The following is a 25,459-nucleotide window of genomic DNA, read 5'->3' on the forward strand; positions in this document are numbered from 1 at the left end:
GAGGAACTTGCCATGGCCACACGCCTGTTCATCGACGGTCAGTGGACCGCCGCCGGAGGCGGGACGCTGCCGACGTACGATCCGGCCACCGGCCAGGTGATCGAGGAGGTCGGGACCGCGTCCGCGGCCGATGTCGACGCCGCCGTCGGCGCCGCGCGGGCGGCGCTGAGCGACCCCGCGTGGGCGGGGCTGCCACCGGTCCAGCGGGCCGCGCTGCTGTTCAGGCTCGCGGATCTCGTCGACAAGAACCACGAGGAGCTCGCCGAGCTGGAGACCCGCGACCAGGGGCAGCCGATCGGCATCTCGCGCCAGGTCAGCGTCACCGGCGCGGCCGAGCACCTGCGGTACTTCGCGGGCTGGGTCACCAAGATCCAGGGCACCACGAACCCGGTGTCCTTTCCGGACACACTGCACTACACGCGCCGCGAGCCGGTCGGGGTGAACGCGCTGATCACGCCGTGGAACTTCCCGCTGATGATCCTCGTGTGGAAGCTCGCGCCCGCGCTCGCCACCGGCAACACCGTGGTGATCAAGCCGAGCGAGGTCACCCCGCTGACCAGCATCCGGCTGACGGAACTGGTGCACGAGGCAGGATTCCCGGCAGGCGTGGTCAACCTGGTGACCGGCGACGGCGCGGTCGGCGCGCTGCTGAGCAGGCACAACGACGTCGACCATGTCTCCTACACCGGCTCGACCGCGGTCGGGAAGCTGATCACCGCGGCGAGCGCCGAGTCCAACCTCAAGCGCCTGACACTCGAACTCGGCGGCAAGGCACCCAGCATCATCGCCTCGGACGCCGACATCGACGCCGCCGTCGCCGGCAATCTCGCGGGCGCGACGCTCAACAGCGGACAGGTCTGCGCCGCGTACACCCGCTTCTTCGTGGACCGCGCCCGCGAGCAGGAGTTCGTCGCGAAACTCGCCGCCGGCCTCGAAGGCCTCAAGCTCGGCCCCGGCATCGACGAGTCGTCCCAACTCGGCCCGCTGGTCTCCGCGAAGCACCGGGAGCACGTCGACTTCCTCGTCGCGACAGGCCGTGAGCAAGGCGCCGAGCTGGTCACCGGCGGCCAGCCCGTCGACGGTGAGGGCTATTTCTACTCGCCGACGCTCTTCGCCGGGGTCTCGGACGACATGAAGATCATGCGCGAGGAGATCTTCGGCCCGGTGCTCGCCGTGACGGCCTACGACGACCAGGACGAACTGCTCGTGCGGGCCAACGACACCGAATACGGCCTCGCGGCGACCGTCTGGACCAAGGACCTCACCGTCGCGCACCGCTTCGCCAACGGCATCCGAGCGGGCGCGGTCTTCGTCAACATGCCCCCGATCCCGGACATGGCCGCCCCCTGGGGCGGCTACAAGGCCTCAGGCTGGGGCCGCGAGATGGGCCCATGGGCGATCGACGCCTACACCGAGACCAAGTCCGTCTGGCTCCACCACGGCTGACCCTGCGGCTAGACCCGGGATAAAGCGGGCTTTACTCCCGGGAGTTAAGCGGGCTTTATCGCGCGGAGTAAAGCCCGCTTTATCCCGGTCTTGGGGAAAGGTTGGGGCCGGGCGGGTGTCGTGGGCGGGTCGGGGGGCGCGTGCGTGCGAGACTGCGCGGCGATGTACACCCCTTCCGATCTCGCCGACCTGCTGGAATGCGAACACCGCAGTGTGCTGAAGCAGGCTTTCGCCGCCGGTCTGCCGGGTGCGCCCCGGCCTGGCAGCGGGGCCGACCAGCTCGCCGTCAAACACGGGCGCGCGCACGAGGTCGCGACACTGACCCGGCTGCGTGGTGAGAAACGCGTCGTCATCGAGATCGACGAACGGGACCCGGTCGTCGCCGCGCGGGAGACCGCCGAAGCGCTGAGTGCCGGCGCGCCCGTGGTCTACCAGGCCGTTTTCCACGACGACGACTTCTCGGGCCGGGCCGACTTCCTCATGCGGGACGAGCACGGCCGCTACGAGGTCTACGACACCAAGCTCGCCAGGCACGCGAAGCCCGCCGCGGTCGTCCAGCTCGCCGCGTACGCCGACGCGTTGCGGCGCGCGGGATGGCCTGCCGGGCCCGAGATGCACCTGCTGCTCGGCGACGGGAGCACCCGGTCGCTGCGCGTGGACGACTTCCTGCCGCTGCTGAACCGGCTGAGCGCGCGGCTTAAGGGGCGTGAGCCGAATCTGCCCGAGCAGCTGTGGGCCGAAGAGCGGCCCGCGTGTTCGGGCTGCTCGTTCGCCGACCACTGCTCGAGCTCGCGCGAGGCGGACCGGGACCTTTCACTGGTCGCGGGTATGCGCGGGGACCAGCGGCGCAAGCTCGTCGCGGCCGGGCTGGGGTCGATCGACGCGCTCGCCGTCGCGCAACCGGAAGACCGGCCGCGCGACCTTTCCGTCACGTCGTTCACGACGCTGCGGGCGCAGGCGTCGATCCAGGTCAAGCAGGACGCGACCGGCGAGATCGCGTACGAGGTCATCGAACCGGAGGCGCTCGCGACACTGCCGCCGCCGCAGCCCGGCGACGTCTTCTTCGACATGGAAGGCGACCCGTACGCGCTGGCGGGGCAGGGGCTGGAGTACCTGTTCGGCGCGGTGACCGCCGACGGGATGCAGCGGTTCACCCCGTTCTGGGCGCACACCCGCGCGCAGGAGAAGCGGGCGTTCGAGGAGTTCATCGACTTCACGGTCGCGCGGCTCGCCGCTCATCCGGGGTCGCACGTCTACCACTACGCGCCGTACGAGGTCACGGCTGTCAAACGGCTCGCCGCGGTGCACGGCACGCGTGAGGAAGTGGTCGACCAGCTGCTGCGCAGTGGTGCGATGGTCGACCTGTACGCCGTGGTGCGTAAGGCTTTGCGGGTTTCGCAGCGGTCGTATTCGATCAAGTACCTCGAACCGCTTTACATGCCTGGCGCGCGTGACGGCGACGTCAAGACCGCTGTCTCCAGCATCGAGGCTTATGAGGAGTACCTGACGCTTTCGCACAGCGGCGAAAGCGAGCGCGCCGACGAGGTGCTGCGCGGGATCAGCGACTACAACGAGTACGACTGCGTCTCGACGCTGCGGCTGTTCGAGTTCCTGCACAAGGTGCGCGCCGAGGCCGGGATCGAGCTGATCGAGCCGGAGCCGACGGACGTCATCGACGACGACGTCAACGCCGACCGTCGCGCCGAGCGGGCCGCCCGGCTGGCCGCCTTGGTCGATCCTCTGCTCGACGGGCTGCCCGACGATCCCGCCGCCTTCTCCCCCGACGAACATGCCCGCGCGCTGCTGGCCGCGTCGGTCGGCTATCACCGCCGGGAGACGAATCCGGCCTGGTGGGAGTACTTCCGGCAGCTCGCGGCGCCGCTCGGCGACCTCGAGGTCGACACGACCTGCGCGGTTCCCGTCTCGGTGCGGTCCGACGCGTGGGTGCAGCCGAGCGGGCGGACGAAGCTCGCCAAGCGGACGCTCGTGCTCACCTGCGACCCGGATCGGCCGCATCCGTTCACCCCCGGCGACGCCGTCCGCCTGCGCTACGGCACCGACGCGCGCGACGCGAAGGTCATCGCCTCGTCCGCGGTCGAGCTGACGCTGGAGGAGAGCTGCCCGCCGGAGGCCACGTCGTTCGACCGGCCGATGGCGGTGCTGCCCGGCAGCCCGGTCCGGCCGTCGCCCAAGGACGACGCCGTCGCCGAACTCGCCAGGCTCGCCGTCGACGAGTTGCCGGTGCTCCCCCGCCACGCCGGGATCGATCTGCTCAAGCGGACGCCGCCCCGGCTGCGCGGCGCGCGGCCCGAAGCCGGTGAAGACCTGGTCCGGACGGTGATCGACACCGTCGATGTGCTCGACGGTTCGGTGCTCGCCGTGCAGGGCCCGCCCGGCGCGGGCAAGACCTACCTCGCGGGCAGGCTGATCGCGCATCTGGTCCGCGCGGGCAAGACGGTCGCAGTCACCTCGACCAGCCACAAGGCGGTCGAGAACGTGCTGTCCGCCGCGTTGAAGACCGCGCCGAACCTGCCGTGCGCGAAGCGGCCCAAGAAGACGCCGGACCCGAACGCGTTGTGGGATCAGCCGAAGACCAATCCGACGCTGGTCAAATGGCGTCAGGAGCACGACGCGGGGCATCTGGTCGGCGGGACCGCGTGGACGTTCGCCAACACCGCGATCCGCGACGAGCCGTTCGATCTGCTGATCATCGACGAGGCCGGGCAGTTCGCGCTGGCCGACGCGCTCGCGGTGTCCTTGTGCGCCAAGAACCTTCTGCTGCTGGGTGACCCGCAGCAGCTGCCGCAGGTGGTGCAGGGCACGCACCCGGCGGGCGCGGAGGCGTCGGCGCTGGGGCACCTGATCGGCGAGGCCGACATCATCCCGCCCGAGCTGGGTTACTTCCTCGACGAGACGCGCCGGATGCACCCGGCGGTCTGCGAGCCCGTGTCCCGGCTGTCCTACGCCGGACGGCTGCGCGCGCACCCGTCCGCGGCCGAGCGCGCGGTCAGCGGTGTCGGCGCCGGGCTTTATCTGTCCGAAGTGGACCATCACGGCAACACCACCCGGTCACCGGAGGAGGCCGAGGAGGTCGTCCGGATCGTCGCCGGGCTGCACGGCAGGACGTGGACAGACCACGGGACGTCGCGGCCGCTCGACGACGGCGACTTCCTCGTGGTCGCGCCGTACAACCTGCAGGCGCGGGTGGTGACCAACGCGCTGACGCAGGCCGGTTTCCCCGGGGTGCGGGTCGGCACGGTCGACCGGTTCCAGGGCCAGGAGGCTCCGGTGGTGATCGCCACCATGACCTCGTCGTCGGCCGTCGACCTGCCGCGCGGCCTGGACTTCCTGCTCTCGCGCAACCGGCTCAACGTCGCGCTCTCGCGCGCGCAGGCGCTGGCGATCATGGTCTGCTCGCCCCGGCTGGTCGAGGCCGACATCCGCACGGTCGACCAGATGCGGCTGGTGTCCGGCATGATCGGGTTGATGACCGAAGCCAGGCTATGGTCGTGGTGAGACCCGAGGAGACGGAGCAGCGGATGAGCGGGACGAACGACCCGAACGTGGTCGACGCCGAAGTCGTCGACGAGACCCCGGCGTCGAACCTGCCGGCGACCGTCGAGCCGGTCGTGCCCGAGGCCGACTACAGCGAGGGCGGCGTGCCGAGCTTCGACTACGTGCGCGACAAGATCGAGAACCGGCACGCCACCTCGGTCGGCGCGAGCGAGCTGGCCGGTCTCGGCACCGAGCACACCATGGAAGCGCTCGACGAGAAGATCGCCAAGAACAAAGAGGCGGCCAAGGACAAGCTCGCCGAGATCCGGCGCTCGATGGGCAAGGACTCCTGACCCAAGCCGGGATAAAGCGGGCTTTACTCCCGGGGATAAAGCCTGCTTTATCCCCGGGAGTTTAGCGGGCTTTATCCCGGCTTCGTGGGGTCAGAGGGTCAGGCGGTAGACGCCTGCTTGCTCGGTGCCGGCGAACAGGTAACGCCCGTCGCCGCTGATCGCCAGCGAGAGCACGCCGCGATCGGGCACCGGGGCCGCCAGCGGCGCCCAGGTGCGGCCGAGGTCGGTGCTGCGCAGCACGCCTTCGCCGGTCGTGCTGGCCGCGAACCAGACACGCGGGTCGAGCGGATGCGCGACGATCCGGTTGATCTCACGCGGGTTCTCGCCGTCGCGGACCCGCCGGAACGTGCGGCCGTTGTTCTCGCTCAGCAGCAGCCCGGCGCCGCCGACCACGATCCGGCCACCCCACGCGCTCACCGTGATCGTGCTGACCGGCTCGTCGGACACGTGCGTCCAGGTCTTGCCACCGTCGTCCGATCGGGACAGGCCGTCGCCGTCGCCGCCCCAGATCCGGTTGCGGTTCCACGGATCCCCGGCCATCGCGAGGAAGCCACCGCCGGGAATCTTCTCCCAGTTCTTGCCGGCGTCGACGGTCCGGTAGAGCACGTAGCCGCTGGGCGTGAACGCCGAAACGAGAACCCGGTTCGGGTCGGCCGGGTTGGCCAGGATCGCGCGCGGCGAGCCTTCCATCGGCTTGCCGACCAGCTGCCAGTTCCGGCCACCGTCACCGCTGCGCAGCACGTCCAGCGCGAAGCCGTTGCGCGTGACCTGCCAGACCGTGTCCGGGCGGCTCGGCGAGACGGACAGCTTGGCGTCCTCGTGCAGCCGGTCGCCGGGATGTGACTGCCAGACCCGGCTCGACGGGGTGATCTTTCCTTGCGGCAGCGGGGAATTGTAGATCTCCTGCACGCCGGCAGCGACCAGGCTCTGCTTCCAGAACGGACCGGCCGCGACGAGGTCGCGGATCGACTCGCCCGGCACGCCCAGCTGCTGGTAGCCGTTCTTTCCGGAGTCGGCGTAGACGCCCCGGTAGACAGCGGAGATCAGCGTGGTCGCCGGTTTTCCTGGCAGTTCCACGATGTCGGTGACGCCTTCGCCCGCCGCTGGCACCGGCTTGCGCGTCCACGTCTTGCCGCCGTCAGTGCTGACGTCGAGGTCCTGGTAGGTGCCGACATACAGCCTCCCGCCCGCGAAGTGCGGCTCGCGCAGCGACTGCCCGCCGGGGTCGCGGCGCAACGTCGTCCAGGTGCGGCCGAAGTCGTTGCTGCCACGCAGTTCCGCGCCGACGGTGACCACAAGCTGGCGGCCGTCGGAGGCGACCTGGTTGACTTCGTCGTTGGTCCGGTAGACCAGCTCGGCCTTCGGTTCGGCGCTGGTGACGCCGCGGATCACCCAGAGCGAGTACTCCGGGTAGACGGTGGTGAAGTAGGCGTCGTCGCCGACGAGCACCAGTTTCTGACTGCCGACCGGGGCCGCGATCCCTTCGCGTGGCCAGGTCCTCGGCACGTCGTTCCAGGTCTCGCCGCCGTCGGGGCTGACGCTCATCGTGTCCATATTGGACACCACGATCGTGCGCCCGGTCGGATCGGCGGCCAGCTGGAACGCGCCGTCGGGGTACCAGTCGCGCAGTGTCCGCCAATGCTGGCCACGGTCGTCGGTCGCGAGCAGCATGCCCGCCCACTCGCCGTTGAAACCGGCGGGCTTGTTGCCGACGGCCAGCATCCGGTCGCCGCGCACGGGATCGGCCCAGAAACCCTGGATCACCGTGTCCTGCGGCAGCTCACGGCGCACCTTCCACGAGGCGCCGCGGTCGTCGGAGAGCCACAGCGCGGGCGGCCCCGGTTGCATCATGGCGAGTTGGGACCCGGACACGGCCAGCAGGCCGCCGATGCTGTTGGGCCCGGCGGCCTCCCAGGCGCCGCGCTGGGCCGCGGCGGCATCGGGGTCGGCGTGGGCGGCGGTCGTGGTCCCGGTGGTACCGAGCACGGCGAGCAGCCCCAGAACAAGCAGGCGTCTGGTGGACGATCTCAGCTTCATGCGGATGATCTTGGCGGTGGCACCAGTGCCCGCATAGGACCATTCATCCGATCTTTACTAAGCCATAAGGCGGATCTCACGCCCATGACACCGAAATACCGGCCAGACATCGGACAATGGGAAAGAGCCTTGCCCGAGTTCCGCGTCGATCAGGACTGACCGGCGAGCAGCCAGTGCTCACCCGTCGTCCAGCCCAGGAAGCGCGTCGTGCACGCGCCGCCTTCGATCACCCGCGCCAGTCCTTCGACGGCGGGCGCCAGCCGCGGCACGGCCGCGGCCCGCCCGTACAGTCCGGCGACGCATGCGCGTTGCGTGTCCAGGTCCGCGTAGCTCAGGTAGAAGATCGCCTGCCGCCACGCGTACGCCGCGTTCTTCACCGCGTGCAGCGCCGCGTGCCGATGCGGGGTGGGCATCGCCAGCCGCCGCACCGCCCAGTCGAACGAGCGGTCGGCCAACCCAGGCGCCAGCTCACGGATCCTCGGCGCCAGGCCCAGCGCGTCGACGAGCTGCGCGAGGTTGTGCGTGGTGAGGATCTGGCTCTGCTCCAGCACCATGCCGTTCCCCGCGACCCAGGAGCCGCGCTTGCCAGCCGCGACCGCGCGCTTCTGGCACAGCTCGGCGAAATCGGCGGCCGTCGGCTTGCCCCAGGTGCGGACGAGCCTTGCCGCACCCCACTTTTCGGGCAGGTCGTAGTACCGCGCGTACAGCGTCCCGGCCAGCACCCGGCTGCTGATCTCGGCCGCCAGGTGCCACTTGTGCGTGAACGTGCCCATGAAGATGTCAGCCGCGACCTCCTCCAGCAGCGGCACCTTCAGTCCGGCTTGGACGGCCAGCGCACCCAGCTCGCGGACCAGCGGGTTCGGCAGGATCGTCTGCGGGAACGCGTCGAGCGCCAGCAAGGTCGCCCGCCGCAGCACCACCTCGGCCTGCCGCGACGTGTCGGCCCGTCCCGCGCGCAGCGGCGCGAGCGCGGCGATCCACGGCAGCTCCTCGAGCCGGACCTGATGTTCCAGGTTCAGCAACAGCAGGCTGCGGCGACGCCGGAACGCGCCGTAGGTCTGGGTGAACAGCGCCGCCAGCTCCGGATCGGCGATGTTCGCCGCGAGCGCCCGCGAAGACAGCTGCGGCAACACCTTCGCCAGCACCTCACCGGAGCCGATCACGCCACGCTCGACCAGCGTCTCCACCGGGGCTTCCAGCGCGCGGCCGACCTTCGCGAGCAGCCCCGGCGGCATCGGCACGCCGTCGGCCGCCGCACCCGCCAGCGGGTCGAGTTCGGTGAGCCCGCCGTCGGCCGGGTAGCGGTCGAGCCGTCCGGCGAGCACGCGCGCCAGCTCGGCGTGCGTCGGCTTGGCCGCGACCACCGCCTGCGCGCCGCGCAGCGCCGCGCGTGCCTCGGAACCCGGAGCGCCGTGCTTGGTGATCGTGTTCGCCAGCGCGCGCCGGACCCAGCCGACGTCACGCGCCGACAGCACGTCGCTGTTCTCCAGCGCGCGGCGCAGCCGTTCGAAGTTGCTCTTGGCGTTGCGCGGCGACGGTCCGGCGGCCGCATGGTCCAGCAGCCACCGGGCACGACGGTCCGCCCAGCCTTCCGGCGTCGTCCGGCACGGCCAGCCGCCGACGACACGATCGCCGTCGAGCGTCGGAAGCTCGCCTTCGACCGTCTCGCACCACAGCTCGACAAGCCTGTCGTACAACGGGTTCCAGACGCGCAGCGTGGTCAGCATCGTGTCGATCTGCGGCGAGGTTTCCTTCGCACGCAGTACGTGCTGAACGTCGCCGACCGTCGAAAGCCGGACGAGGTCGCCCGCCGGCTTCGGACGCGGCTGGAACCGCGGCGTGAACCGAAGCCGGTCCATCAGCGGCCACAGCTCGCTCACCAGATCGAGCGCCTGCTCGTGGTGCCCGCGGTCGATCAGCCAGGCGACGACCGGCAGCGCGGCCTCCTCCGGCACGTCGATCCGGTACGACTCGCTGCGCAGCGCCGCGAGCAGCTCGGCACGGCCGTCGTCGCTGAGGAAGTGCCGGTTGACGCTCTCGCGGTCCGCGCCCCAGCGCAGTTCGTCTGGCGTCGGCCGCTCCTCGGCGAGGTAGCGGCCGGTGGCGAACCCGCCGTGCGCGACCTCGAGCGTCACCCACGCGGGGGTGTCGGCGACCGGCGTCCGCGAGCCGACTTCGAGCGTCGCGTCACGCATGCCGTCGAGCACCGCACGCCAGCGGCCTGCCTTCTCACGGGCACGGTTCCGCGTGACGCGGTCACCCGCCGAGACGGCCTGCTTCACCGCACGGTCCAGCTGAGCGAACGCGTATCCCGGCGATGCTCGTAGCCGCTCCTCCATTGCTTTCCCCCTCGATCGGACCTGGGGGCGAGACTCGAACTCGCGCCCTCCCGGGTTACAGCCGGGTGCTCTCCCTGAGCTACCCCAGGATGGACATGGAGGCGGGACTCGAACCCGCGCCCTCCCGGTCCCGAGCCAGGTGCTCTGCCGCTGAGCCACTCCATGTCGTCGAAAGTGGACACTAGCGCCGAAATTCCAGTAACGCAGCCGATTTTCCGAGTGGTAGCTTCGCGCCATGCCCGCCTTGCAATTCCCGGACCCTTGCTTGACCGACGGTGTCGTCACGCTGCGGCCGTGGCGCGAATCCGAGCTGCCAGAACGATTCGCCGCCTTCTCCGACCCGGTGTGTCTGCGTTTCTCGTGGCCGCTGACGGAGAAGCCGACTCTCGCGCATGTAAGCGATCGCTTCTACGCACAGGAAAGAGCGCGTCGCGACGGCGAAGAGCTGCCACTCGCCATCGTCGACGGCGAGAACCACCTGTTGGGTGGCTGCTCGCTTTACGACTTCACACCGAGCGAGGCTCGCGTGTCGGTCGGCTACTGGGTCGCCGCGCACGCCCGCGGCCGAGGTGTCGCCACCCGCACGACTCGCCTGCTCGCGACGTGGGCGTTCGAGCGCCTCGGCGTCGCCCGTCTCGAGCTGGTCTGCGAACCCGCCAACATCGGCTCCCAACACGTCGCCGAACGCTGCGGTTTCGTCCGCGAGGGCATGTTGCGCTCACACATCCCGTTCCAAGGCGGTCGCCGCGACTCGGTGATCTTCAGCCTGCTGCCCGGCGAACTCTTGACCTCTACCGCACTGGAGGTTCCATAGTGGCCCGGTGACCGATTTCGATCTTGACGAGTTCCTGGCCCGCCCCCTGATCGCGCGGGTGGCCACGAACGGGCCGACCGTCCGGCCGACCTGGTACCTCTGGGAAGACGGCGCCTTCTGGATCCTCACCGGCCCATGGGCCCGCCTGACCGCGAAGGTCCGCGCCGACCCCGCGGTCGCGCTGGTCGTCGACGAGGGCGACATCGCCACCGGCCTGATCCGCCAGGTCATCGCCCGCGGCAAGGCCGAGGAGCTGCCGTTCGACGTGGCCAGGGGCCGCAGGCTGCTCGTCCGCTACCTCGGCGCCGACGAGTCGCGCTGGGACCGGCGTTTCCGCTCCTACCTGCACGACGACCCGATCGAGAAGGGCACCATCTGGCTGCGGATCCGCCCGGAGCGGATCGCCGCGAAGGACATCAGCTACACCGTGTGACGCGGCGCCGGGGGCGTAGTGGTACGACTATTCACATGGTGAGCAAGATAGACGCGGTACGTGACGTCGAGGCGCTGCGCGAACTGATCCACGGTGGTGCCGAAGCGGAGTACCTGCTCTTCTACGGCCACCGGCCCCCGTACGGCGGCATCGTCAACGGAACCTGCCTCAGCCAGTGGTGGCACGCCCCGTTCGTCGCGGGCGACGGCAACCGCTACCCCACCGCCGAGCACTACATGATGGCGGGCAAGGCCGAGCTCTTCGGCGACTTCGAGACGGCGGCGGCGATCCGCGAAGAGCCCGAGCCCAAGGCCGCGAAGATCCTCGGCCGCTCGGTCGCCGACTTCGACCCGGCGCGCTGGGCCAGGCACCGCTTCGACATCGTCGTCGACGGCAACCTCGGCAAGTTCCGCTACCACGCCGACCTGCGCGAGTTCCTGCTCGGCACGGGCGACCAGGTGCTGGTCGAGGCGTCGAAGAAGGACATCATCTGGGGCAGCGGCCTCGCGCGCGAGGACAAGAACGCCGACAACCCGGACTACTGGCGCGGCTCGAACCTCCTCGGCTTCGCGCTGATGGAGGTCCGCGACCAGCTCCGCGTCGAACAAGACTCGTGAGCGTTGCGGGCGGTTCTAGCCGCCCGCAACGCTCACGAACCAATCGAATCCTTGGTCTGGACATCCCCGGGGGTGGCCGTGAGAAGGTGCACGTTCGAGTGACGGCGTAGTCACAGGAGGTGCGCATGGTTCTCGGTCAGGACGAGGCGGACAAGGCGCTGGCCGCGGCGAACGCGGAGTCCGAGCAGAAAACGCAAGTCCGGCGGGCCGCTGCGGCGAGCGCCATCGGGACGACCATCGAGTGGTACGACTTCTTCCTGTACAACACGGCCGCGGCGCTGGTCTTCCCGACCGTTTTCTTCCCGAGTTCCAGCACCTACGCGGGTGTCATGCAGTCGTTCGCGACCTACGCGGTCGGGTTCGCGGCGCGGCCGATCGGTGCGGCGATCTTCGGGCATTGGGGTGACCGGATCGGGCGGAAGACGACGCTGATCGTCACGCTGCTGCTGATGGGCATCTCGTCCGGCATCGTCGGCATTTTGCCGGGTACCGCGCAGATCGGGGTCGCCGCGCCGCTCATCCTGGTGCTGCTGCGGCTGTTGCAGGGTATCGCGATCGGTGGCGAGTGGAGTGGCTCGGTGCTGCTCGCGATGGAATGGGGTGATCAGCGCAAACGCGGGATGCTCGGCGCGTTCGCGCAGGTCGGGGTGCCCGTCGGGCTGGTGCTCGGCACCGGTGGCATGACGTTGCTGTCCGCGCTCGTCTCGGATGACGCGTTCGTGTCGTGGGGATGGCGTATCCCGTTCCTGGCGAGTCTGCTGCTGGTCGGCGTCGGGCTGATGATCCGGCTGCGCATTCTCGAAACGCCGATGTTCGCGTCGGTCGTCGCGGAGAACCGGGCCGCGCGCAATCCGATCGGTGACGTGATCAAGCGGCACTGGCGGGAGATCCTGCTGTCGGCCGGACTCCGGTTCAGCGAGCAGATGCCGTTCTACCTGTTCACCAGCTATGTGCTCGTGTACGTCGTGGCCGCGCACCATTTCAGCAAGACGTTCGTGCTCAACGCGGTGCTCGTCGGCGCGGCGCTGGAGCTGGTCATGATCCCGTACTTCGCGCGGCTTTCCGATCAGATCGGGCGTAAACGGGTCTACCTGATGGGCGCGATCGGGATCGGGGTGATCGCGTTCCCCTATTTCTGGTTGCTCACCAACGGGAACAAGCTGGTGATCTTCCTGGCGATCGTGCTCGCGATGGTGCCGCACTCGATGCAGTACGGGCCGCAGGCGTCGCTGATCGGCGAAAGCTTCCCGACGCATTTGCGGTACGGCGGCGCGGGTCTGGGCTATCAGCTCGCTTCGGTGTTCGCGGGCGGGCCGGCGCCGCTGCTGGCGGCTTGGCTGTTCCACACGACGGCGACGCCGTACTCGATCTCGGTCTACATGATCGTCGCGGCGGCCGTGACCGTCCTTTGTGTACTGCTGATCCCCGACCGGTCGCGGGCCGACATCACCGACGACAGCGTTTACCTACGCGCCAAATGAAAAAGGTCGTGAGTGGTATGGCCGGTTCTAACCGGCCATACCACTCACGACCCGGGAATGCTTAGCGGGAGCCGCCGAACGGGCCCTGCTGCGGGAACGGGCCGCTGGGCGGGTTGCCCTGCGGTGGGTTGAACTGTCCAGGCTGGCGCGGCTGGAAGTTCTGCGGGTGCGGCTGGGGCAGCGGCGCGGGCTGCGGGGGCGGCGGAGGCGACTGCTGGACCTCCGTGCGCTCCGTCTCCTGCGGCTCCGGCTCGCCCTTGTCGCCGCCCTGGAGACCGGCGAGCACCGGCGGAGTCGGCCGCGCGGCGGGCTGCGTGGTCGAGCCGAGCGGGCCAGGGACTTCCTGGCGGGCAACGGCTTCGGCCGCGCGGACGGCTTCGGCGATACGGGGGTCGGTCGAGGTGTCGAACCAGGCGGCGACCTCGTCGTCGTCGAGGACCGGGCGCTCGGTGTCCTCTTCCTTCGGCGGCTCGTAACGGAAGACGCCGTCGTCGCCGGGTGCGCCGAGCGCGCGGGCGAAGCCTTCGAGTGCCTTGCCGTAGTCGCTCGGGACCATCCAGACCTTGTTCGCGTCGCCCTGCGCCATCTGCGGCAGCGTCTGCAGGTACTGGTACGCCAGCACCTCGGGGGTCGGCTTGCCCGCCTTGATCGCGGCGAACACCTTCTCGATCGCCTTAGCCTGGCCCTGCGCCTGCAGGTAACGGGCGGCCCGTTCACCCTGCGCGCGCAGGATGCGGGAGGTCCGCTCGGCCTCGGCCGCCATGATCGTGGCCTGCTTGGCGCCTTCGGCCGCGAGGATCTGGCTCTGCTTCTGACCTTCGGCGGTCTTGATGGACGCTTCCCGCTGGCCTTCCGCGGTGAGGATGATCGCCCGCTTCTCACGGTCGGCGCGCATCTGCTTTTCCATCGAGTCCTGGATGGACGGCGGCGGGTCGATCGCCTTGAGCTCGACCCGGCCGACGCGGATGCCCCAGCGGCCGGTCGCGTCGTCGAGCACGCCGCGCAGCTGGGTGTTGATCGAGTCGCGGGACGTCAGCGTCTGCTCCAGGCTCATGCCACCGACGACGTTGCGCAGTGTCGTGGTGGTGAGCTGCTCGACACCGACGATGTAGTTCGAGATCTCGTACACGGCCGCGCGCGAGTCGGTGACCTGGAAGTACACGACGGTGTCTATCGACACCGTCAGGTTGTCCTCGGTGATCACCGGCTGCGGCGGGAACGAGACGACCTGCTCGCGGAGGTCGATCCTGGCGCGCACCTTGTCCAGGAACGGCACCAGGAAGGTCAGACCGGGCGACGCGACCGTGCGGAACCGGCCCAGCCGCTCGATGACGGCCGACTGTGCCTGCGGGACCACCATGATGGCTTTCCCCACGGTGATGATCACGAAAAGCACGATCAGCGCGACAACGACTATCGCTATCGTCGACAAGACTTTCTTCCCTTCTCAGCGCGGTTTTCCGCTCTGGTGCTCATGTACTTTTCGCCGGGTCGTTTCTCGGTCAGGGGTCGGGGCTCACCACGGCCGTCGCGCCGGAGATCTCCATGACGGTGACCTTCGTGCCCGGCTGGAGCCGGTCGTGTTCGACGTAGGCACGCGCCGACCAGGTGTCACCCGCGAGTTTCACGGTGCCGCCGTGGCCGTCCACTGTGGACAGCACGACGGCGTGGGTGCCGACGAGCGCCTCGGTGTTGGTCTTGGCGCCCTCGCCGCCGAGGAACTTGCGCTTCAGCGCGGGCCTGACGAGGAACAGCAGCCCGACCGCCGACGCGGCGAACACGGCCGCGTCGAGGTACGGGTTGCCGGTCAGCGCGGAGACGCCACCGGTGACCAGCGCCGCCGTGCCGAGCATGAGCAGCACGAACTCGCCGGAGATCACTTCCGCCACGATCAGGGCGAAGCCCACGATCAGCCATACCACTGCCGCCGTCATGCGCTCATCGTCTCAGAAAGTGACGGTTCGCACCCGCATACGCACCCGTGCTTGATGGACACTTGATTTTCAGCCGACCGTCACGAAGTCGATCAGCCGCTCGACGGCACCGATCAGCGGTGTCTCCAGATCGCGGTAGCTGCTAACGGCGGCGAGCACGCGCTGCCAGCCCTCGTACGGCTCGCCCCAGCCGAGCGCGTCGCAGATGCCCTGCTTCCATTCGATGCCGCGCGGCACCACCGGCCACGCCTTGATGCCGACGGCCGCCGGCTTCACCGCTTGCCAGACGTCGATGTACGGATGCCCGGTGACCAGCACGTTCTCGTCGCGCACGGCGTCGACGATGCGGGATTCCTTGCTGCCTTCGACGAGGTGGTCGACGAGCACGCCGAGCCTGCGCTCCGGGCCGGTGCCGAATTCGGCGATCCGGTCCGCCAGCACGTCGACGCCGTCGAGTGGTTCGACGACGATGCCCTCGACCCGGAGGTCGTGGCCCCACACGCGCTCGACGAGTTCGGCGTCGTGCTTGCCTTCGACCCAGATGCGGGAATCCTTCGCGACGCGGGCCTGCAGGCCTTGGACGTGCACGGATCCCGACGCGGAGATCTTGCGCGCCGGTCGCGGCGCGGCCTTGACCGGCACCAGCGTGACCGGCTTGCCGTCGAGCAGGAAGCCCGCCGGGTTGAGCGGGAACACGCGTTGATTGAGCTTGCGGTCCTCGAGCACGACGTTGCCGTACTCGATGCGGATGACGGCACCACAGAACCCGCTGCCTGCCTCCTCGACCACCAGGCCGGGTTCGGCGGGCACTTCCGGGATCACCCGTTTGCGTGATCCGGCCAGCACGTCGTCATAGCGCACGGGCGATGACGGTAGTCCGGTTCGCGTAGCTCGTCAGCGTGCCACGCCGAGCAACGCCTCGGTGTACTCGGCAGGCAGGCCGCGGCGGATCGCCGACAGCGCGAGCAGGACGGCGAGCGCGGCGCACCAGTCGCGCACGCGGTCGCCGTCGAGGCTCGGCAGCGCCGCGATGCCGTCGTCGAGCGAGCCGCCGGTGAGCAGCGGGTGCAACGCCCAGTCGACGGCGTCGACCGCGGGGTCGCCGATGCTGGGCCGCGGGTCGATGACGACGATCCCGTCCGCGCCCCACAGGACGTTGCCGGGATGGAGGTCACCGTGCACCAACGCGGCCGCGTCGCCCTGTGCCAGCTCCGCGGCGCGCTGCCATGAGCGGCGCTGCACGTCGGCGAGCACGTCCGGGTTACGTCGCGCGGCGAGGGTGAACATGAAGTCGACGCGCTCCGAAAGCGGGATAAAGCCCGCTTTACTCCCGGGGATAAAGCGGGCTTTATCCCCGGGAGTAAAGCCCGCTTTATCGCGGGGCTTGAACGTGGCCAGGTCGGCGAGCATGGTGTCGACCTGGTCGTACGGGATGTCGGCGTCGCTCAGCGGGGTGCCGGGGACGATGCCGTCGAGCAGGAGCGCGTCGCCGTCGGCGGCGAGCAGGTCGACCACGTGGCGGGAGTCGGCCCAGACGCGCAGCGCGGCGGCCTCGGTGGCGGCGATTTCGGTGTCGGGGGTCAGTTTGAGCACCTTGGACGCGCCGTCGGCGTCGCGGCAGAGCAACGTCCGGCCGGTGTTGCCCGGCGCCGCGGAGAGCACTTCGAGTCCCCAGCGGTCGCACAGCTCGTTCACCCGTGCGGGGAGACCGTCACACCATGCTGTCACCTGCGGCCCGAAACGGTCGACCAACCTTGCCCGAGCGGCGGTATCCAAGACGATCATGGCCGTTAGCCTGACACCGAACCAGGGAATTATCCGGGTTTCTCCGGATACCGCAGTTTTGACGGACGTATGATCATACCTATATGAAGCTGCCCGAGCCCTCCGGTCGGAACCCGATCGGCCAAATCACCCTGCACCTGCGCGACGTAGCCAGGCCCGATCCGTGGGTTCCCGCCGACCGGCGCGAGCTGATGGTGTCGATCTGGTACCCCGCCTTGGTGGAGACGGGCAGGCAGGCCCCGTATCTGACGCTCGCGGAGTCGGAGCGGATCGTGCGCGGGCTGAGCGAGGACATCGCGGGCGACGCGCTGACCACCGTCGGCACGCACGCCAGGGTGAACGCGCCGCCGCTCGGTTCCCGCGCGCCGCTGGTGGTCCTCTCCCCCGGCCGCGAGCAGCCGCGCGGCACACTGCGCACGCTCGGCGAGGACCTCGCGAGCCAGGGTTACGTCGTCGCGGCCATCGGCCACAACCACGAAGCCGTCGCGACCACGTTCCCCGACGGGCACACCACCGGCCACCTCGCGCACGACGACCTCAAGATCGCGCGCGGCCGCGCGGCGGACGTCTCGTTCGTGCTCGACCGGCTGATCGGCAAGACCCCGGTGTGGGGCCGGGGCAAGCTGATCGACCCGCGCCGCATCGCGATGGTCGGCCACTCGATCGGCGGCGGCAGCGTCCTGCCCGCGATGGCGGCCGACCCCCGGATCAGCGCCGGCGTCAGCCTCGACGGGTCGTTTCCCTTGCTGGTGGGCCTGAATCGGCCACTGCTCCTGCTCGGCACGCCCCGCCACGCGCCGGGCGGCCAAGCCGACCCGAGCTGGGACCGGCTCTGGCCCGGCCTGACCGGCTGGCGACGGTGGCTCACCGTGGAGCGCGCCGGGCCGTCGGTGTTCACCGACCTGCCGATGCTCGCCGACCAGCTCGGCCTGCCACCGGACCAGAAACTGCCCGCGGCGCGCGGACTGCGGATCACCGGCGACTACGTGACCGCGTTCCTCGACCTGCACCTGCGCGGACGGCAGCAGCCGCTGCTCGGCAGGCCATCACCGCGGTTCCCCGAGGTCAAGTTCTGGCGCCCCTAGGCGCACGAGAAAAGCCCGAAAGTGGCTTTCGTCAGATGCGATCTGACGAAAGCCACTTTCGGGCTTGTACCGATGGGTCAGGGGCTACTTGGTCTTGAAGAGCTTGACCTTCATCGAGGTGCCGGACTGCGACAGGACGCGCAGGCCGACGCCGACGCCGGCGAGCTTGACGCCCGTCGTCGGGGTCTCCGGGTACCAGAACTGCTTGGTGTCGTCGAAGACCGGCTGGGCGGACTGGCCGCGCACGTACGAGGCCTTTCCGTTGATGTGCAAGGTGAACGAGTCCGACTTCTGCAACCCGAACGGCGCGTCGTAGCCTGCCACGGTCGGCGGCCATGCCTTGCCTTCGAGGTTGTAGATCGGCGCGGGGTTCGCGTCGATCGGCAGGATCAGGCCCTCGCCGGGGTGCTCACTGGTGTTGTTGTCCAGGTGGCTGGTGTCCCACAGCGAGACGAGCAGGCCGTCCTGGTACGGGAAGTGTTCCACCCAGTCCGGCTTGTCGGGGAAGCTGTAGCGGTACGGACCGGTGCGGTTGTACTTGCCGTAGGACTCGTAGGTCCGGTTCGACGCGATGTAGAACTGGTCGAAGACCTTCGTCTCCTTGCCCGCGGCGGTGCGGAAACCCTTGAGGGTCCACGGTCCGGCGGCTTCCGCGCCGTCGGTGAGCACCGGGGCGCCGTCGGCGGTGACGACGATTTCGTCGGCGAAGAAGCCCTGCAGCGCGAGGCCGCCGTCGGTGCGGTAGGCGAAGCGCAGCTTGGTGTTCTTGCCGGCGTAGGCGTCCAGCGGCACCTTCACGTCGACCCACTTGCCCGCCGAGGAACCGCTGATGGCCGGCGAATTACCCGAGTCGCGGATGAACGGCTTGCCGTCGACCGTGCCGTCGAGCTGGGTCCAGCTGCCGTCGGCGTTGGCCGCTTCGATGTAGAGGTAGTCGAAGTCCTCTTCGATGTCGAAGCGCGTCTTGAGACTCAATGACGCCGATGCCTTGCCGGTCAGGTCGAGCGGCGCGGTCATCGAGTGGTCGAGGTCGTTGCCCTTGTCGCTCCACCACATCTTCGAGCCCGCGTACGGGGCGCCGTAGTCGAACGTCTTGGGCACGTCCGGCAGCACGACGACGAGTCCCTGCGCCTTGGCGGTGTTGTACTCGTGCGGGCCGAGCTCGAAGGTGCGGTCCTGGCCGGCGACGGCCACCTCGTAGTCGAGCCAGCCGAGCTGCAGCTTGTCCCACGCGGAGAACTCGTTGGCGCGGGTGCCCGGCGCCTCGCCCGGCTCGCCGACGCGGGTCTGGCCCATGATGGACCACCAGTTGACGCCGTTCGTGCCGCCGCCGCTGGTGTCGTAGTGGTCGGGCAGGCCGAGGTCGTGGCCGTACTCGTGCGCGAACACGCTCACGCCGCCGTTCTCCGGCTGCATGGTGTAGTCGCCGACCCAGAGCCCGGTGTCGCCGATCGGCGCGCCGCCGAGCTTGTTGCTGCCGGGGCCGGAGCTGTAGTTCTTGAACGCGTAGCCGCGGTGGCTCCAGATGGCGTCCTCGCCCTGCCACGGATCACCGTCGGCCTGGTCGCCACCGGAGTGCACGATCTGGAAGTGGTCGATGTAGCCGTCCGGCTCGTTGAAGTCGCCGTCACCGTCGTAGTCGTACCGGTCCCACTGGTCGAACGCGGCCAGCTCGGTGCGGATCTGCTCGGTGGTCTTGCCTGCCGCCTTCTGCGCGTCGACCCACGCGGTCACGCCGTCACGCACGAGGTCGTAGGAGTTGTTGCAGACCGTTCCGCCGCAAGGGAAACCGTTGGAGCGGCCGTAGCGGGCCTCGTTGTACTTGACCTTGACCCAGTCGGTCACCATGCCGTCGATGCTGTAGCGGCCGGATGACTGCTTGTCGTAGAAGTTCGCGACCGAGTTGGCGTCCGGCGCGGTCGAGAAGTACAGGTCCTGGAAGTACTGCTTGCTGAAGTCAGAGCGCCAGATCGTGGTGTTGTCGACCGCGCGGTTCGGCTCCGGGATCTGGTTGTGCAGCGGCCCGTCGAAGCGCTTGGGGCCGGGCGTCGCCGGGTCCTGGTCCTTGTCGGGGTACTGCGGGTGCCGGTCGTTGCCGAACTCGGCGAGCACGACGAACACCTTGTCGGTCTTCTCGCGCGCGAGCTCGACGTACTGGTCGGTCGGCGTCTTGTCCGTCTTGCTCTTGGCCTTCTTGCCCATCTTCGCGACGGTGCTCGCGCCCCGCTTCTGCGCGGTGGCCTCGCCGGTGAGCACCTTCGTCAGCGCCTCCTGGCGCAGCGCGCGGCGCTTGTCCTCCAGCGGGTTGGGCAGCTCGTCGAGCTGCGCGACCGACTGGTCGGCGACTTGCTGTGGTGGTGCCGGTGCCGCGAACGCCGCGGGCGTGATCCCCGCGCTCAGCAGCACGATCGTGGCCGCTCCGGCCAGAACTCTTCGCACGACTTCCCCTCGTCAACGGGTGGAAACGCAAACCCGGTGGACGTTACGTAGCCGTTCGTGCATGCGGCTACGTCCGAAAGTCGGTCGTGACTAGAACAGTGGCCAGGGAATGGCGCGCCACTCGTCGCCCGGCGAGGGGAACACGCCCTCGTAGACGAGCTGCTCGGCGCGGTCCCGGATGGCGAGGATCTCGAACTTGGTCAGGTGCGGGGCGAGCGCCTCGCCGAGTTCGCCTTCGAGTTTGCCGCGCAGCGCCTTGAGTTTGACGATCGCGTCCTCCGGCAGCGGCTCGCCGATCCAGCCCCAGAGCACCGTGCGCAGCTTGGGGTCGGTGTGCAGGCAGATGCCGTGGTCGACGCCGTAGACGACGCCGTCCGTGCCGCTCAGGATGTGGCCGCCCTTGCGGTCGGTGTTGTTGACGACGATGTCGAGCAGCGCGAGGTCGCGGATGCCGGGGTGGTCGGCGTGCGCGAGCACCGCGGGTTCGCCGTTGCGGTCGTGGGCGTGCAGCACGACCTTCCAGCCGGGCGGGAGGTCATCGGGGGCGCGGACGTCGACGAGCTCGTCCTCGCTCGTCTCGATCCAGCGCTGGACCATGCCCTCGCCGAACGGGCCGTCGCGGAGCACGGTCTGCGGGATCGCGCCGAGGCCGAGCGCGTCGGCGACCAGATAGGTCGCGACCTCGCGGCCGGCGAGCGTGCCGTCGGGGAAGTCCCAGAGCGGGCGCTCGCCGCGGACCGGCTTGTAGACGGCGTTGGCGATCTCGCCGTCGAGCTCGACCTGGCAGAACAGGGTCAGGTTGGAGGCTTCGACCAGTCTGCCTTCGACCTCGAGCTTTCCGTGCGCGAGCAGGTCGTCCACGCCGCGGCTCAGTCTTCGATCACGTCGACGTCGCGGCGGTAGCCGTTCTGGCGCGGGCAGATGTGGCCTGCCGGGTCGAGCGGCTCGGCGCAGAGCGGGCACGGGCGGCGGCCCGCGTTGATCACCCGGTCGGCGCGCTCGGCGAAGGCTCGGGCGGCGACCGGGGTCAGGAACACCCGCACGGCGTCGGGACCTTCCTCGGTGTCGTCGAGTACGACCGTTTCGTCCACTTCGCCCTCGGTGATGGCGAGCAGCTCGATCACGACAGCCTTCGAGTCGGCGTCCCAGCCCAGGCCCATCGTGCCGACGCGGAACTCCTCCTCGACGGGCACGGTGAGCGGGTCGACGTCGACGAGATCGTCGGGTACGTCCTCCGGCACGTCCGCGCCGAAGCGCGTCGCGACCTCCTCGAGCAGCGAGCCGAGGCGCTCGGCGAGCACCGCGACCTGCTGTTTTTCGATGGTCACGCTGATCGTGCGCACATCTTCGGACGCCTGGAGGTAGAAAGTGCGGTCACCGGGCTCCCCGACGGTCCCGGCGACGAACCGGTCGGGCTGGCGGAAGACGTGAATTACGCGAGACATGGCACCCTCGACCCTAGGCCAACGCACGATCATCGGCATCTGCCGCCCCGTGTTCTGGCCCATTAGGCTCCTGTGGTGCCCAAGATCGCGTCTTATGGAACCTGGACCTCGCCGATCACCGCCGCCGACGCGGCCGCCGCCGGAGGTGGCGTGCAGTGGGTCGACGCCGTCGGCGGCGTGCTGTGGTGGGCCGAGGCCAGACCGGCCGAAGGCGGCAGGGTCGCGCTGGTGAGGGCCGGTGAAGAGGTGCTGCCCGCGCCGTGGAACGCCCGCAACCGCGTCCACGAGTACGGCGGGCGGCCGTGGGCCGCGATCGGCGACCGGCTCGTCTTCACACACTGGGACGACCAGCGCGTCTACGTCCGCGACCTGACGTCCGGCCAGGTGACGCCGATCACAGCCGAACCCGCTGTGCCGCACGGTGTCCGGTTCGGCGACCTCCGGCCCGGTCCGCGTGGCACGGTCTGGGCGGTGCGCGAGACCAGCGTCGGCTCGCGACGCGCCGACGTCTCACGCGATCTGGTGCAGTTGTCACTCGACGGCGCCGAACCACGCTCGCTCGCCGCGAGCCATCACTTCCTGAGCGCGCCGCAGCTGTCGCCGGACGGCGCGCACGCGGCGTGGCTCGGCTGGGATCACCCGGCGATGCCGTGGGACGGCACGGAACTGTGCGTCGCGCCCGTGCTCGAGGACGGCTCGCTCGGCACGCCCGAGGTGATCGCGGGCGGCGCGACGGTCGCGGTGTGCCAGCTCGAATGGGAGAGCCCGACCTCGCTGCTCGCGCTGCTCGATCCCGGCGGCTGGTGGAACCTGCACCGGATCGGCCTCGACGGCTCGTCGGTCAACCTCGCCCCGGTCACCGAGGAACTCGGCGGCGCGCTGTGGAAGCTCGGCTCGCGCTGGTTCACCCCGCTCGGCGACGGCAAGCACGCCGTGCTCAGCTCAGGCCGTCTCGCCGTACTCGACGAGGCGTCCGGCACACTCTCGCCACTGGCTCCGGAGCTGACCCAGTGGGACACGACGATCACGGCCCACGAGGGCGGCATCGCCGGAGTCGCCGCCGGTCCGCACCGCGAATCCGCGCTCGTGCACGTCGGTGCGGAGGTGACCGAACTGACCACGCAGCCCGCCGGTCTGCCGTCGCACGAGTACTTGCCGGTGCCGTCGGAGCGGGTGTTCGACACGGCCGACGGACCCGTTCCCGCCTACGTCTACCTACCGTCCAATCCGGACTTCACGGCACCGGACGGCGCGGCGCCGCCGTTCATGATCCACGTGCACGGCGGCCCGACCGGACGCGCCTATCCGACGCTGGATCTGGAGATCGCCTACTTCACCAGCCGCGGCATCGGCGTCGCGGTCGTCAACTACGGCGGCTCGACCGGCTACGGCAGGCGCTACCGCGAGCGGCTGCGTGAGCAGTGGGGCGTGGTCGACGTCCAGGACTGCGTGGCGGTCGCGGACGCGCTGGTCGCCGAGGGCCTCGCGGACCCGGCGCGGCTGGCGATCCGCGGCGGGTCCGCGGGTGGTTTCACCTCGGCGGCGGCGATGACGACCGTCCGCACGTTCGGCGCGGCGACGATCAAGTACCCGATACTCGACCTCTACACCTGGACGGCGGACGGCGGCGAGACGCACGACTTCGAGTCCCGCTACCTCGACGGCCTCATCGGGCCGCTGCCCGAGACCGAGCCCCGCTACCGCCGGCGCTCCCCCATCAACAACGCCGCCGCGCTCGCCGGGCCTGTCCTGTTCCTGCAGGGCTTGGAGGACCAGATCTGCCCACCGGAGCAGGCGGACCGGTTCGTGGCGTCGCTGGGCGGGCGCGGGGTGCGCCACGCGTATCTCACGTTCGAGGGCGAGCAGCACGGTTTCCGCAAGGCGGAGACGATCATCGCGGCCCTGGAGGCGGAATTGTCGTTCTACGGTCAGGTCTTCGGCTTCGAGACGCCGGGTGTGCGCGTGCTGGACCTGCGCTCGTGAGGCCGCTCGTCCCCGGCGACACGCTGGCCTTGATCGCACCGGCCGGCCCGATCCCCGCGGTCCATCTCGACGCGGCGCTGCCGGTGCTGGAGTCGTGGGGCCTGAAGGTCTCCGTCGGCCCGTGTGTACTGAGTAGACACTCCACTTTGGACTATCTGTCGGCCACCGACGCCGAACGTGCGGCGGAATTCACCGAAGCCTGGCTCGACCCGTCGGTCCAGTGCGTACTGGCCGCGCGCGGCGGTTACGGCACCCAGCGCATGCTGGACCTGATCGACTGGCGCGCGCTCGCCGACGCGCCGCCCAAGATCTTCGCGGGTTCGAGCGACGTGACGGCGTTGCACCAGGCCATTTCCGCGCATCTCGGGCTGGTGTCGCTGTTCTCGCCGATGCCCGCGAGCCCGCTGTTCGGCACGTTCGCGGCCGAGCACCTGCGGCAGAGCTTGTTCGAGCCGGAGAAGGTGCAACCGCTGAGCAACCCGGCGTCCCGGACGCTCGTGCCCGGCCGCGCGCGTGGAGTCTTGACCGGCGGCAACCTCGCGCTGCTGGCCGCGGGCTTGGGAACGCCGGAGCAGGGTTCGGCGCGTGGCCGGATCGTGCTGCTGGAGGACGTGACCGAGAGCGCCTACCGGCTCGACCGCCTGCTCACCCAGCTGCTGCGCGCGGGCTGGTTCGACGGGGTCGCCGGGATCGTGCTCGGCTCGTGGTCGGGCTGCGGAAATCCCGAACGCGTCGAAGCCCTGATGCTCGATCGGCTCGGGCCACTGGGCGTGCCGATGCTGGCGGACCTGGGCTTCGGCCACGTCGAGAACTCCCCGACCATCCCGCTCGGTGTGGCGGCCGACCTCGACGCGACCGCCCGCACCCTCACCTTCAGGTCGTGAGTGTTTTGACCGGTTAGAACCGGCCGCATCACTCACGAGGCGATGGCGACCTGGAGTTCGGTGATCATCGCTTCGCCGCACTCCAGGTAGACCTCGCGGGCGAAGTCGAGGGTGCGGTGGCCGTTGTGGTCGATCCACCTGGCGAGGGCCTGGAAGGACTCGCCGATGTCCTCCATCTGGCCGTGGTGGAGCATCGTCGCGGCGGAGTCGATGGCCGGGAGGTCGACGACGTCGAAGCCGAACGCGGGATCGGGGTCGGCGGAGACACCGACCGCGGCGTGCACGGCGACTTCGCTGCCCGCGGAGGTGTAGTACGCGATGGCCGGGTAGGCGGGTTCGAGGCCCGCAGCGGTGACGACCTCGCCGAGGCGCGGGAACAGTCCCTGGATCACCGGTCCGATGGCCGAGCCCTCGTAGCTCGCCGCGAGGGCGCTGAGCTCGGCGACGCGGACGGCGGGGATCGGCTTGACGGTGACTTCGGCGGTGCGCGGGAAGTCTTCGAGGTCGATCATGCGCAGGCGTGATTCGACGCCGGCGAGCCTGGCCATGTCGGCCTCGATCTGTGCTTCGAGCTGGCCTTGGCGCAGGCGGAGCATGCCGCGTAGCTCGTCGGCGCTGACCTTGTCGTCGAGGATCTCGCCGACCTGCTGCAAGGAGAAGCCCAGGTCTTTCAGCGCGACCAGGCGGTTGAGCCTGCGCAGCTGCTCGGCGCTGTAGAAGCGGTACCCGGACGAGGCGTCGACGTCGACCGGCCGCAGCAGGCCGATGGCGTCGTAGTGGCGCAGCATGCGGACCGAGACCTGGCCGAGCCTGGCGAAATCGCCGATGGTGAACATGACGACCGAGCCTAACGGGACCTGGTTGACTCGTGGGGCAAGTGCCGTGCGCG

The 25,459-nt window shown here is 69.6% G+C and carries 20 protein-coding genes and 2 tRNA genes; 10 read left to right on the plus strand and 12 right to left on the minus strand.

What is annotated here, in order from left to right:
- Positions 1-12 precede the first annotated feature (12 nt).
- The 3 genes from AB5J62_RS21445 (at position 13) to AB5J62_RS21455 (ending at position 5,294) form a co-directional block, all read left to right on the plus strand.
- Complete coding sequence (locus AB5J62_RS21445; protein ID WP_370950082.1) at positions 13-1,446, plus strand: aldehyde dehydrogenase; 1,434 nt, start codon at positions 13-15, stop codon at positions 1,444-1,446.
- 162 nt (positions 1,447-1,608) lie between these two features.
- A complete protein-coding gene (locus tag AB5J62_RS21450; RefSeq protein WP_370950083.1) occupies positions 1,609-4,962 on the plus strand; it encodes a TM0106 family RecB-like putative nuclease in 3,354 nt (1,117 codons plus the stop codon).
- A 23-nt stretch (positions 4,963-4,985) separates the two neighbouring features.
- Positions 4,986-5,294, plus strand: a complete 309-nt coding sequence (locus tag AB5J62_RS21455; protein WP_370950310.1) for a hypothetical protein — start codon at positions 4,986-4,988, stop codon at positions 5,292-5,294.
- Between the two features lie 90 nt (positions 5,295-5,384).
- On the opposite strand, the gene AB5J62_RS21460 is transcribed toward AB5J62_RS21455, so the two are convergent.
- The 4 genes from AB5J62_RS21460 to AB5J62_RS21475 all read right to left on the minus strand — a co-directional run bounded on the left by AB5J62_RS21460 (position 5,385) and on the right by AB5J62_RS21475 (position 9,835).
- Positions 5,385-7,331 (minus strand): WD40/YVTN/BNR-like repeat-containing protein, encoded by a 1,947-nt coding sequence (locus AB5J62_RS21460; RefSeq protein WP_370950084.1) that lies wholly within the window; start codon positions 7,329-7,331, stop codon positions 5,385-5,387.
- Between the two features lie 149 nt (positions 7,332-7,480).
- Positions 7,481-9,670, minus strand: coding sequence for a hypothetical protein (locus tag AB5J62_RS21465; RefSeq protein ID WP_370950085.1), 2,190 nt, complete (start codon positions 9,668-9,670; stop codon positions 7,481-7,483).
- Between the two features lie 19 nt (positions 9,671-9,689).
- Positions 9,690-9,759, minus strand: a tRNA-Tyr gene (locus tag AB5J62_RS21470).
- A gap of 1 nt (position 9,760) precedes the next feature.
- Positions 9,761-9,835 (minus strand) — tRNA-Pro (locus AB5J62_RS21475).
- 70 nt (positions 9,836-9,905) lie between these two features.
- Between AB5J62_RS21475 and AB5J62_RS21480 the strand changes: the two genes are divergently transcribed.
- From AB5J62_RS21480 to AB5J62_RS21495, 4 genes are all read left to right on the plus strand, one after another.
- Positions 9,906-10,484 (plus strand): GNAT family N-acetyltransferase, encoded by a 579-nt coding sequence (locus AB5J62_RS21480; protein ID WP_370950086.1) that lies wholly within the window; start codon positions 9,906-9,908, stop codon positions 10,482-10,484.
- A gap of 7 nt (positions 10,485-10,491) precedes the next feature.
- On the plus strand, positions 10,492-10,917 hold the full coding sequence (locus AB5J62_RS21485) for a pyridoxamine 5'-phosphate oxidase family protein (RefSeq protein ID WP_370950087.1): 426 nt from the start codon (positions 10,492-10,494) through the stop codon (positions 10,915-10,917).
- Positions 10,918-10,952: 35 nt separating this feature from the next.
- Positions 10,953-11,534 (plus strand): NADAR family protein, encoded by a 582-nt coding sequence (locus AB5J62_RS21490; RefSeq protein ID WP_370950088.1) that lies wholly within the window; start codon positions 10,953-10,955, stop codon positions 11,532-11,534.
- A 125-nt stretch (positions 11,535-11,659) separates the two neighbouring features.
- Positions 11,660-13,015: an MFS transporter gene (locus AB5J62_RS21495; RefSeq protein ID WP_370950089.1), complete on the plus strand. Its 1,356-nt coding sequence runs from the start codon at positions 11,660-11,662 to the stop codon at positions 13,013-13,015.
- 61 nt (positions 13,016-13,076) lie between these two features.
- Here the strand turns inward: AB5J62_RS21495 and AB5J62_RS21500 are convergent, their stop codons facing one another.
- From AB5J62_RS21500 to AB5J62_RS21515, 4 genes are all read right to left on the minus strand, one after another.
- Positions 13,077-14,375, minus strand: a complete 1,299-nt coding sequence (locus AB5J62_RS21500) for an SPFH domain-containing protein (protein WP_370950311.1) — start codon at positions 14,373-14,375, stop codon at positions 13,077-13,079.
- A 142-nt stretch (positions 14,376-14,517) separates the two neighbouring features.
- Positions 14,518-14,949 (minus strand): NfeD family protein, encoded by a 432-nt coding sequence (locus tag AB5J62_RS21505; protein WP_370950090.1) that lies wholly within the window; start codon positions 14,947-14,949, stop codon positions 14,518-14,520.
- 69 nt (positions 14,950-15,018) lie between these two features.
- A complete protein-coding gene (locus AB5J62_RS21510; protein ID WP_370950091.1) occupies positions 15,019-15,810 on the minus strand; it encodes a DUF3097 domain-containing protein in 792 nt (263 codons plus the stop codon).
- A 33-nt stretch (positions 15,811-15,843) separates the two neighbouring features.
- The gene (locus AB5J62_RS21515) at positions 15,844-16,734 is read right to left on the minus strand and encodes an aminoglycoside phosphotransferase family protein (protein ID WP_370950092.1); all 891 of its coding nucleotides are present in this window, start codon (positions 16,732-16,734) and stop codon (positions 15,844-15,846) included.
- A gap of 83 nt (positions 16,735-16,817) precedes the next feature.
- Here AB5J62_RS21515 and AB5J62_RS21520 point away from each other — a divergent pair, with 83 nt between their 5' ends.
- Positions 16,818-17,819, plus strand: a complete 1,002-nt coding sequence (locus AB5J62_RS21520) for an alpha/beta hydrolase family protein (protein WP_370950093.1) — start codon at positions 16,818-16,820, stop codon at positions 17,817-17,819.
- Between the two features lie 84 nt (positions 17,820-17,903).
- Here AB5J62_RS21520 and AB5J62_RS21525 read toward each other — a convergent pair whose 3' ends face one another.
- The 3 genes from AB5J62_RS21525 to AB5J62_RS21535 form a co-directional block, all read right to left on the minus strand.
- The gene (locus tag AB5J62_RS21525) at positions 17,904-20,258 is read right to left on the minus strand and encodes an immune inhibitor A domain-containing protein (RefSeq protein ID WP_370950094.1); all 2,355 of its coding nucleotides are present in this window, start codon (positions 20,256-20,258) and stop codon (positions 17,904-17,906) included.
- Positions 20,259-20,348: 90 nt separating this feature from the next.
- The gene (locus tag AB5J62_RS21530) at positions 20,349-21,119 is read right to left on the minus strand and encodes an SCO1664 family protein (protein ID WP_370950095.1); all 771 of its coding nucleotides are present in this window, start codon (positions 21,117-21,119) and stop codon (positions 20,349-20,351) included.
- Between the two features lie 8 nt (positions 21,120-21,127).
- A complete protein-coding gene (locus tag AB5J62_RS21535; protein WP_370950096.1) occupies positions 21,128-21,703 on the minus strand; it encodes a DUF3090 domain-containing protein in 576 nt (191 codons plus the stop codon).
- Between the two features lie 75 nt (positions 21,704-21,778).
- Here AB5J62_RS21535 and AB5J62_RS21540 point away from each other — a divergent pair, with 75 nt between their 5' ends.
- Together AB5J62_RS21540 and AB5J62_RS21545 are read left to right on the plus strand one after the other, a co-directional pair.
- On the plus strand, positions 21,779-23,686 hold the full coding sequence (locus AB5J62_RS21540; RefSeq protein WP_370950097.1) for a prolyl oligopeptidase family serine peptidase: 1,908 nt from the start codon (positions 21,779-21,781) through the stop codon (positions 23,684-23,686).
- Positions 23,683-24,570, plus strand: a complete 888-nt coding sequence (locus AB5J62_RS21545; RefSeq protein WP_370950098.1) for an LD-carboxypeptidase — start codon at positions 23,683-23,685, stop codon at positions 24,568-24,570. Before AB5J62_RS21540 ends, AB5J62_RS21545 begins: the two co-directional genes overlap by 4 nt.
- Before the next feature lie 32 nt (positions 24,571-24,602).
- Here AB5J62_RS21545 and AB5J62_RS21550 read toward each other — a convergent pair whose 3' ends face one another.
- A complete protein-coding gene (locus AB5J62_RS21550; RefSeq protein ID WP_370950099.1) occupies positions 24,603-25,406 on the minus strand; it encodes a MerR family transcriptional regulator in 804 nt (267 codons plus the stop codon).
- Between the last annotated feature and the right edge of the window lie 53 nt (positions 25,407-25,459).

The organism is Amycolatopsis sp. cg5 (assembly GCF_041346955.1).
Lineage (GTDB): Bacteria > Actinomycetota > Actinomycetes > Mycobacteriales > Pseudonocardiaceae > Amycolatopsis.

Coding starts and splice junctions, on each gene's coding strand:
- AB5J62_RS21445 (WP_370950082.1), top strand. CDS start 13: ATGGCCACACGCCTGTTCATCGACGGTCAGTGGACCGCCGCCGGAGGC.
- AB5J62_RS21450 (WP_370950083.1), top strand. CDS start 1,609: ATGTACACCCCTTCCGATCTCGCCGACCTGCTGGAATGCGAACACCGC.
- AB5J62_RS21455 (WP_370950310.1), top strand. CDS start 4,986: ATGAGCGGGACGAACGACCCGAACGTGGTCGACGCCGAAGTCGTCGAC.
- AB5J62_RS21460 (WP_370950084.1), bottom strand. CDS start 7,331: ATGAAGCTGAGATCGTCCACCAGACGCCTGCTTGTTCTGGGGCTGCTC.
- AB5J62_RS21465 (WP_370950085.1), bottom strand. CDS start 9,670: ATGGAGGAGCGGCTACGAGCATCGCCGGGATACGCGTTCGCTCAGCTG.
- AB5J62_RS21480 (WP_370950086.1), top strand. CDS start 9,906: ATGCCCGCCTTGCAATTCCCGGACCCTTGCTTGACCGACGGTGTCGTC.
- AB5J62_RS21490 (WP_370950088.1), top strand. CDS start 10,953: ATGGTGAGCAAGATAGACGCGGTACGTGACGTCGAGGCGCTGCGCGAA.
- AB5J62_RS21495 (WP_370950089.1), top strand. CDS start 11,660: ATGGTTCTCGGTCAGGACGAGGCGGACAAGGCGCTGGCCGCGGCGAAC.
- AB5J62_RS21500 (WP_370950311.1), bottom strand. CDS start 14,375: ATGGTGGTCCCGCAGGCACAGTCGGCCGTCATCGAGCGGCTGGGCCGG.
- AB5J62_RS21505 (WP_370950090.1), bottom strand. CDS start 14,949: ATGACGGCGGCAGTGGTATGGCTGATCGTGGGCTTCGCCCTGATCGTG.
- AB5J62_RS21515 (WP_370950092.1), bottom strand. CDS start 16,734: ATGATCGTCTTGGATACCGCCGCTCGGGCAAGGTTGGTCGACCGTTTC.
- AB5J62_RS21520 (WP_370950093.1), top strand. CDS start 16,818: ATGAAGCTGCCCGAGCCCTCCGGTCGGAACCCGATCGGCCAAATCACC.
- AB5J62_RS21535 (WP_370950096.1), bottom strand. CDS start 21,703: ATGTCTCGCGTAATTCACGTCTTCCGCCAGCCCGACCGGTTCGTCGCC.
- AB5J62_RS21550 (WP_370950099.1), bottom strand. CDS start 25,406: ATGTTCACCATCGGCGATTTCGCCAGGCTCGGCCAGGTCTCGGTCCGC.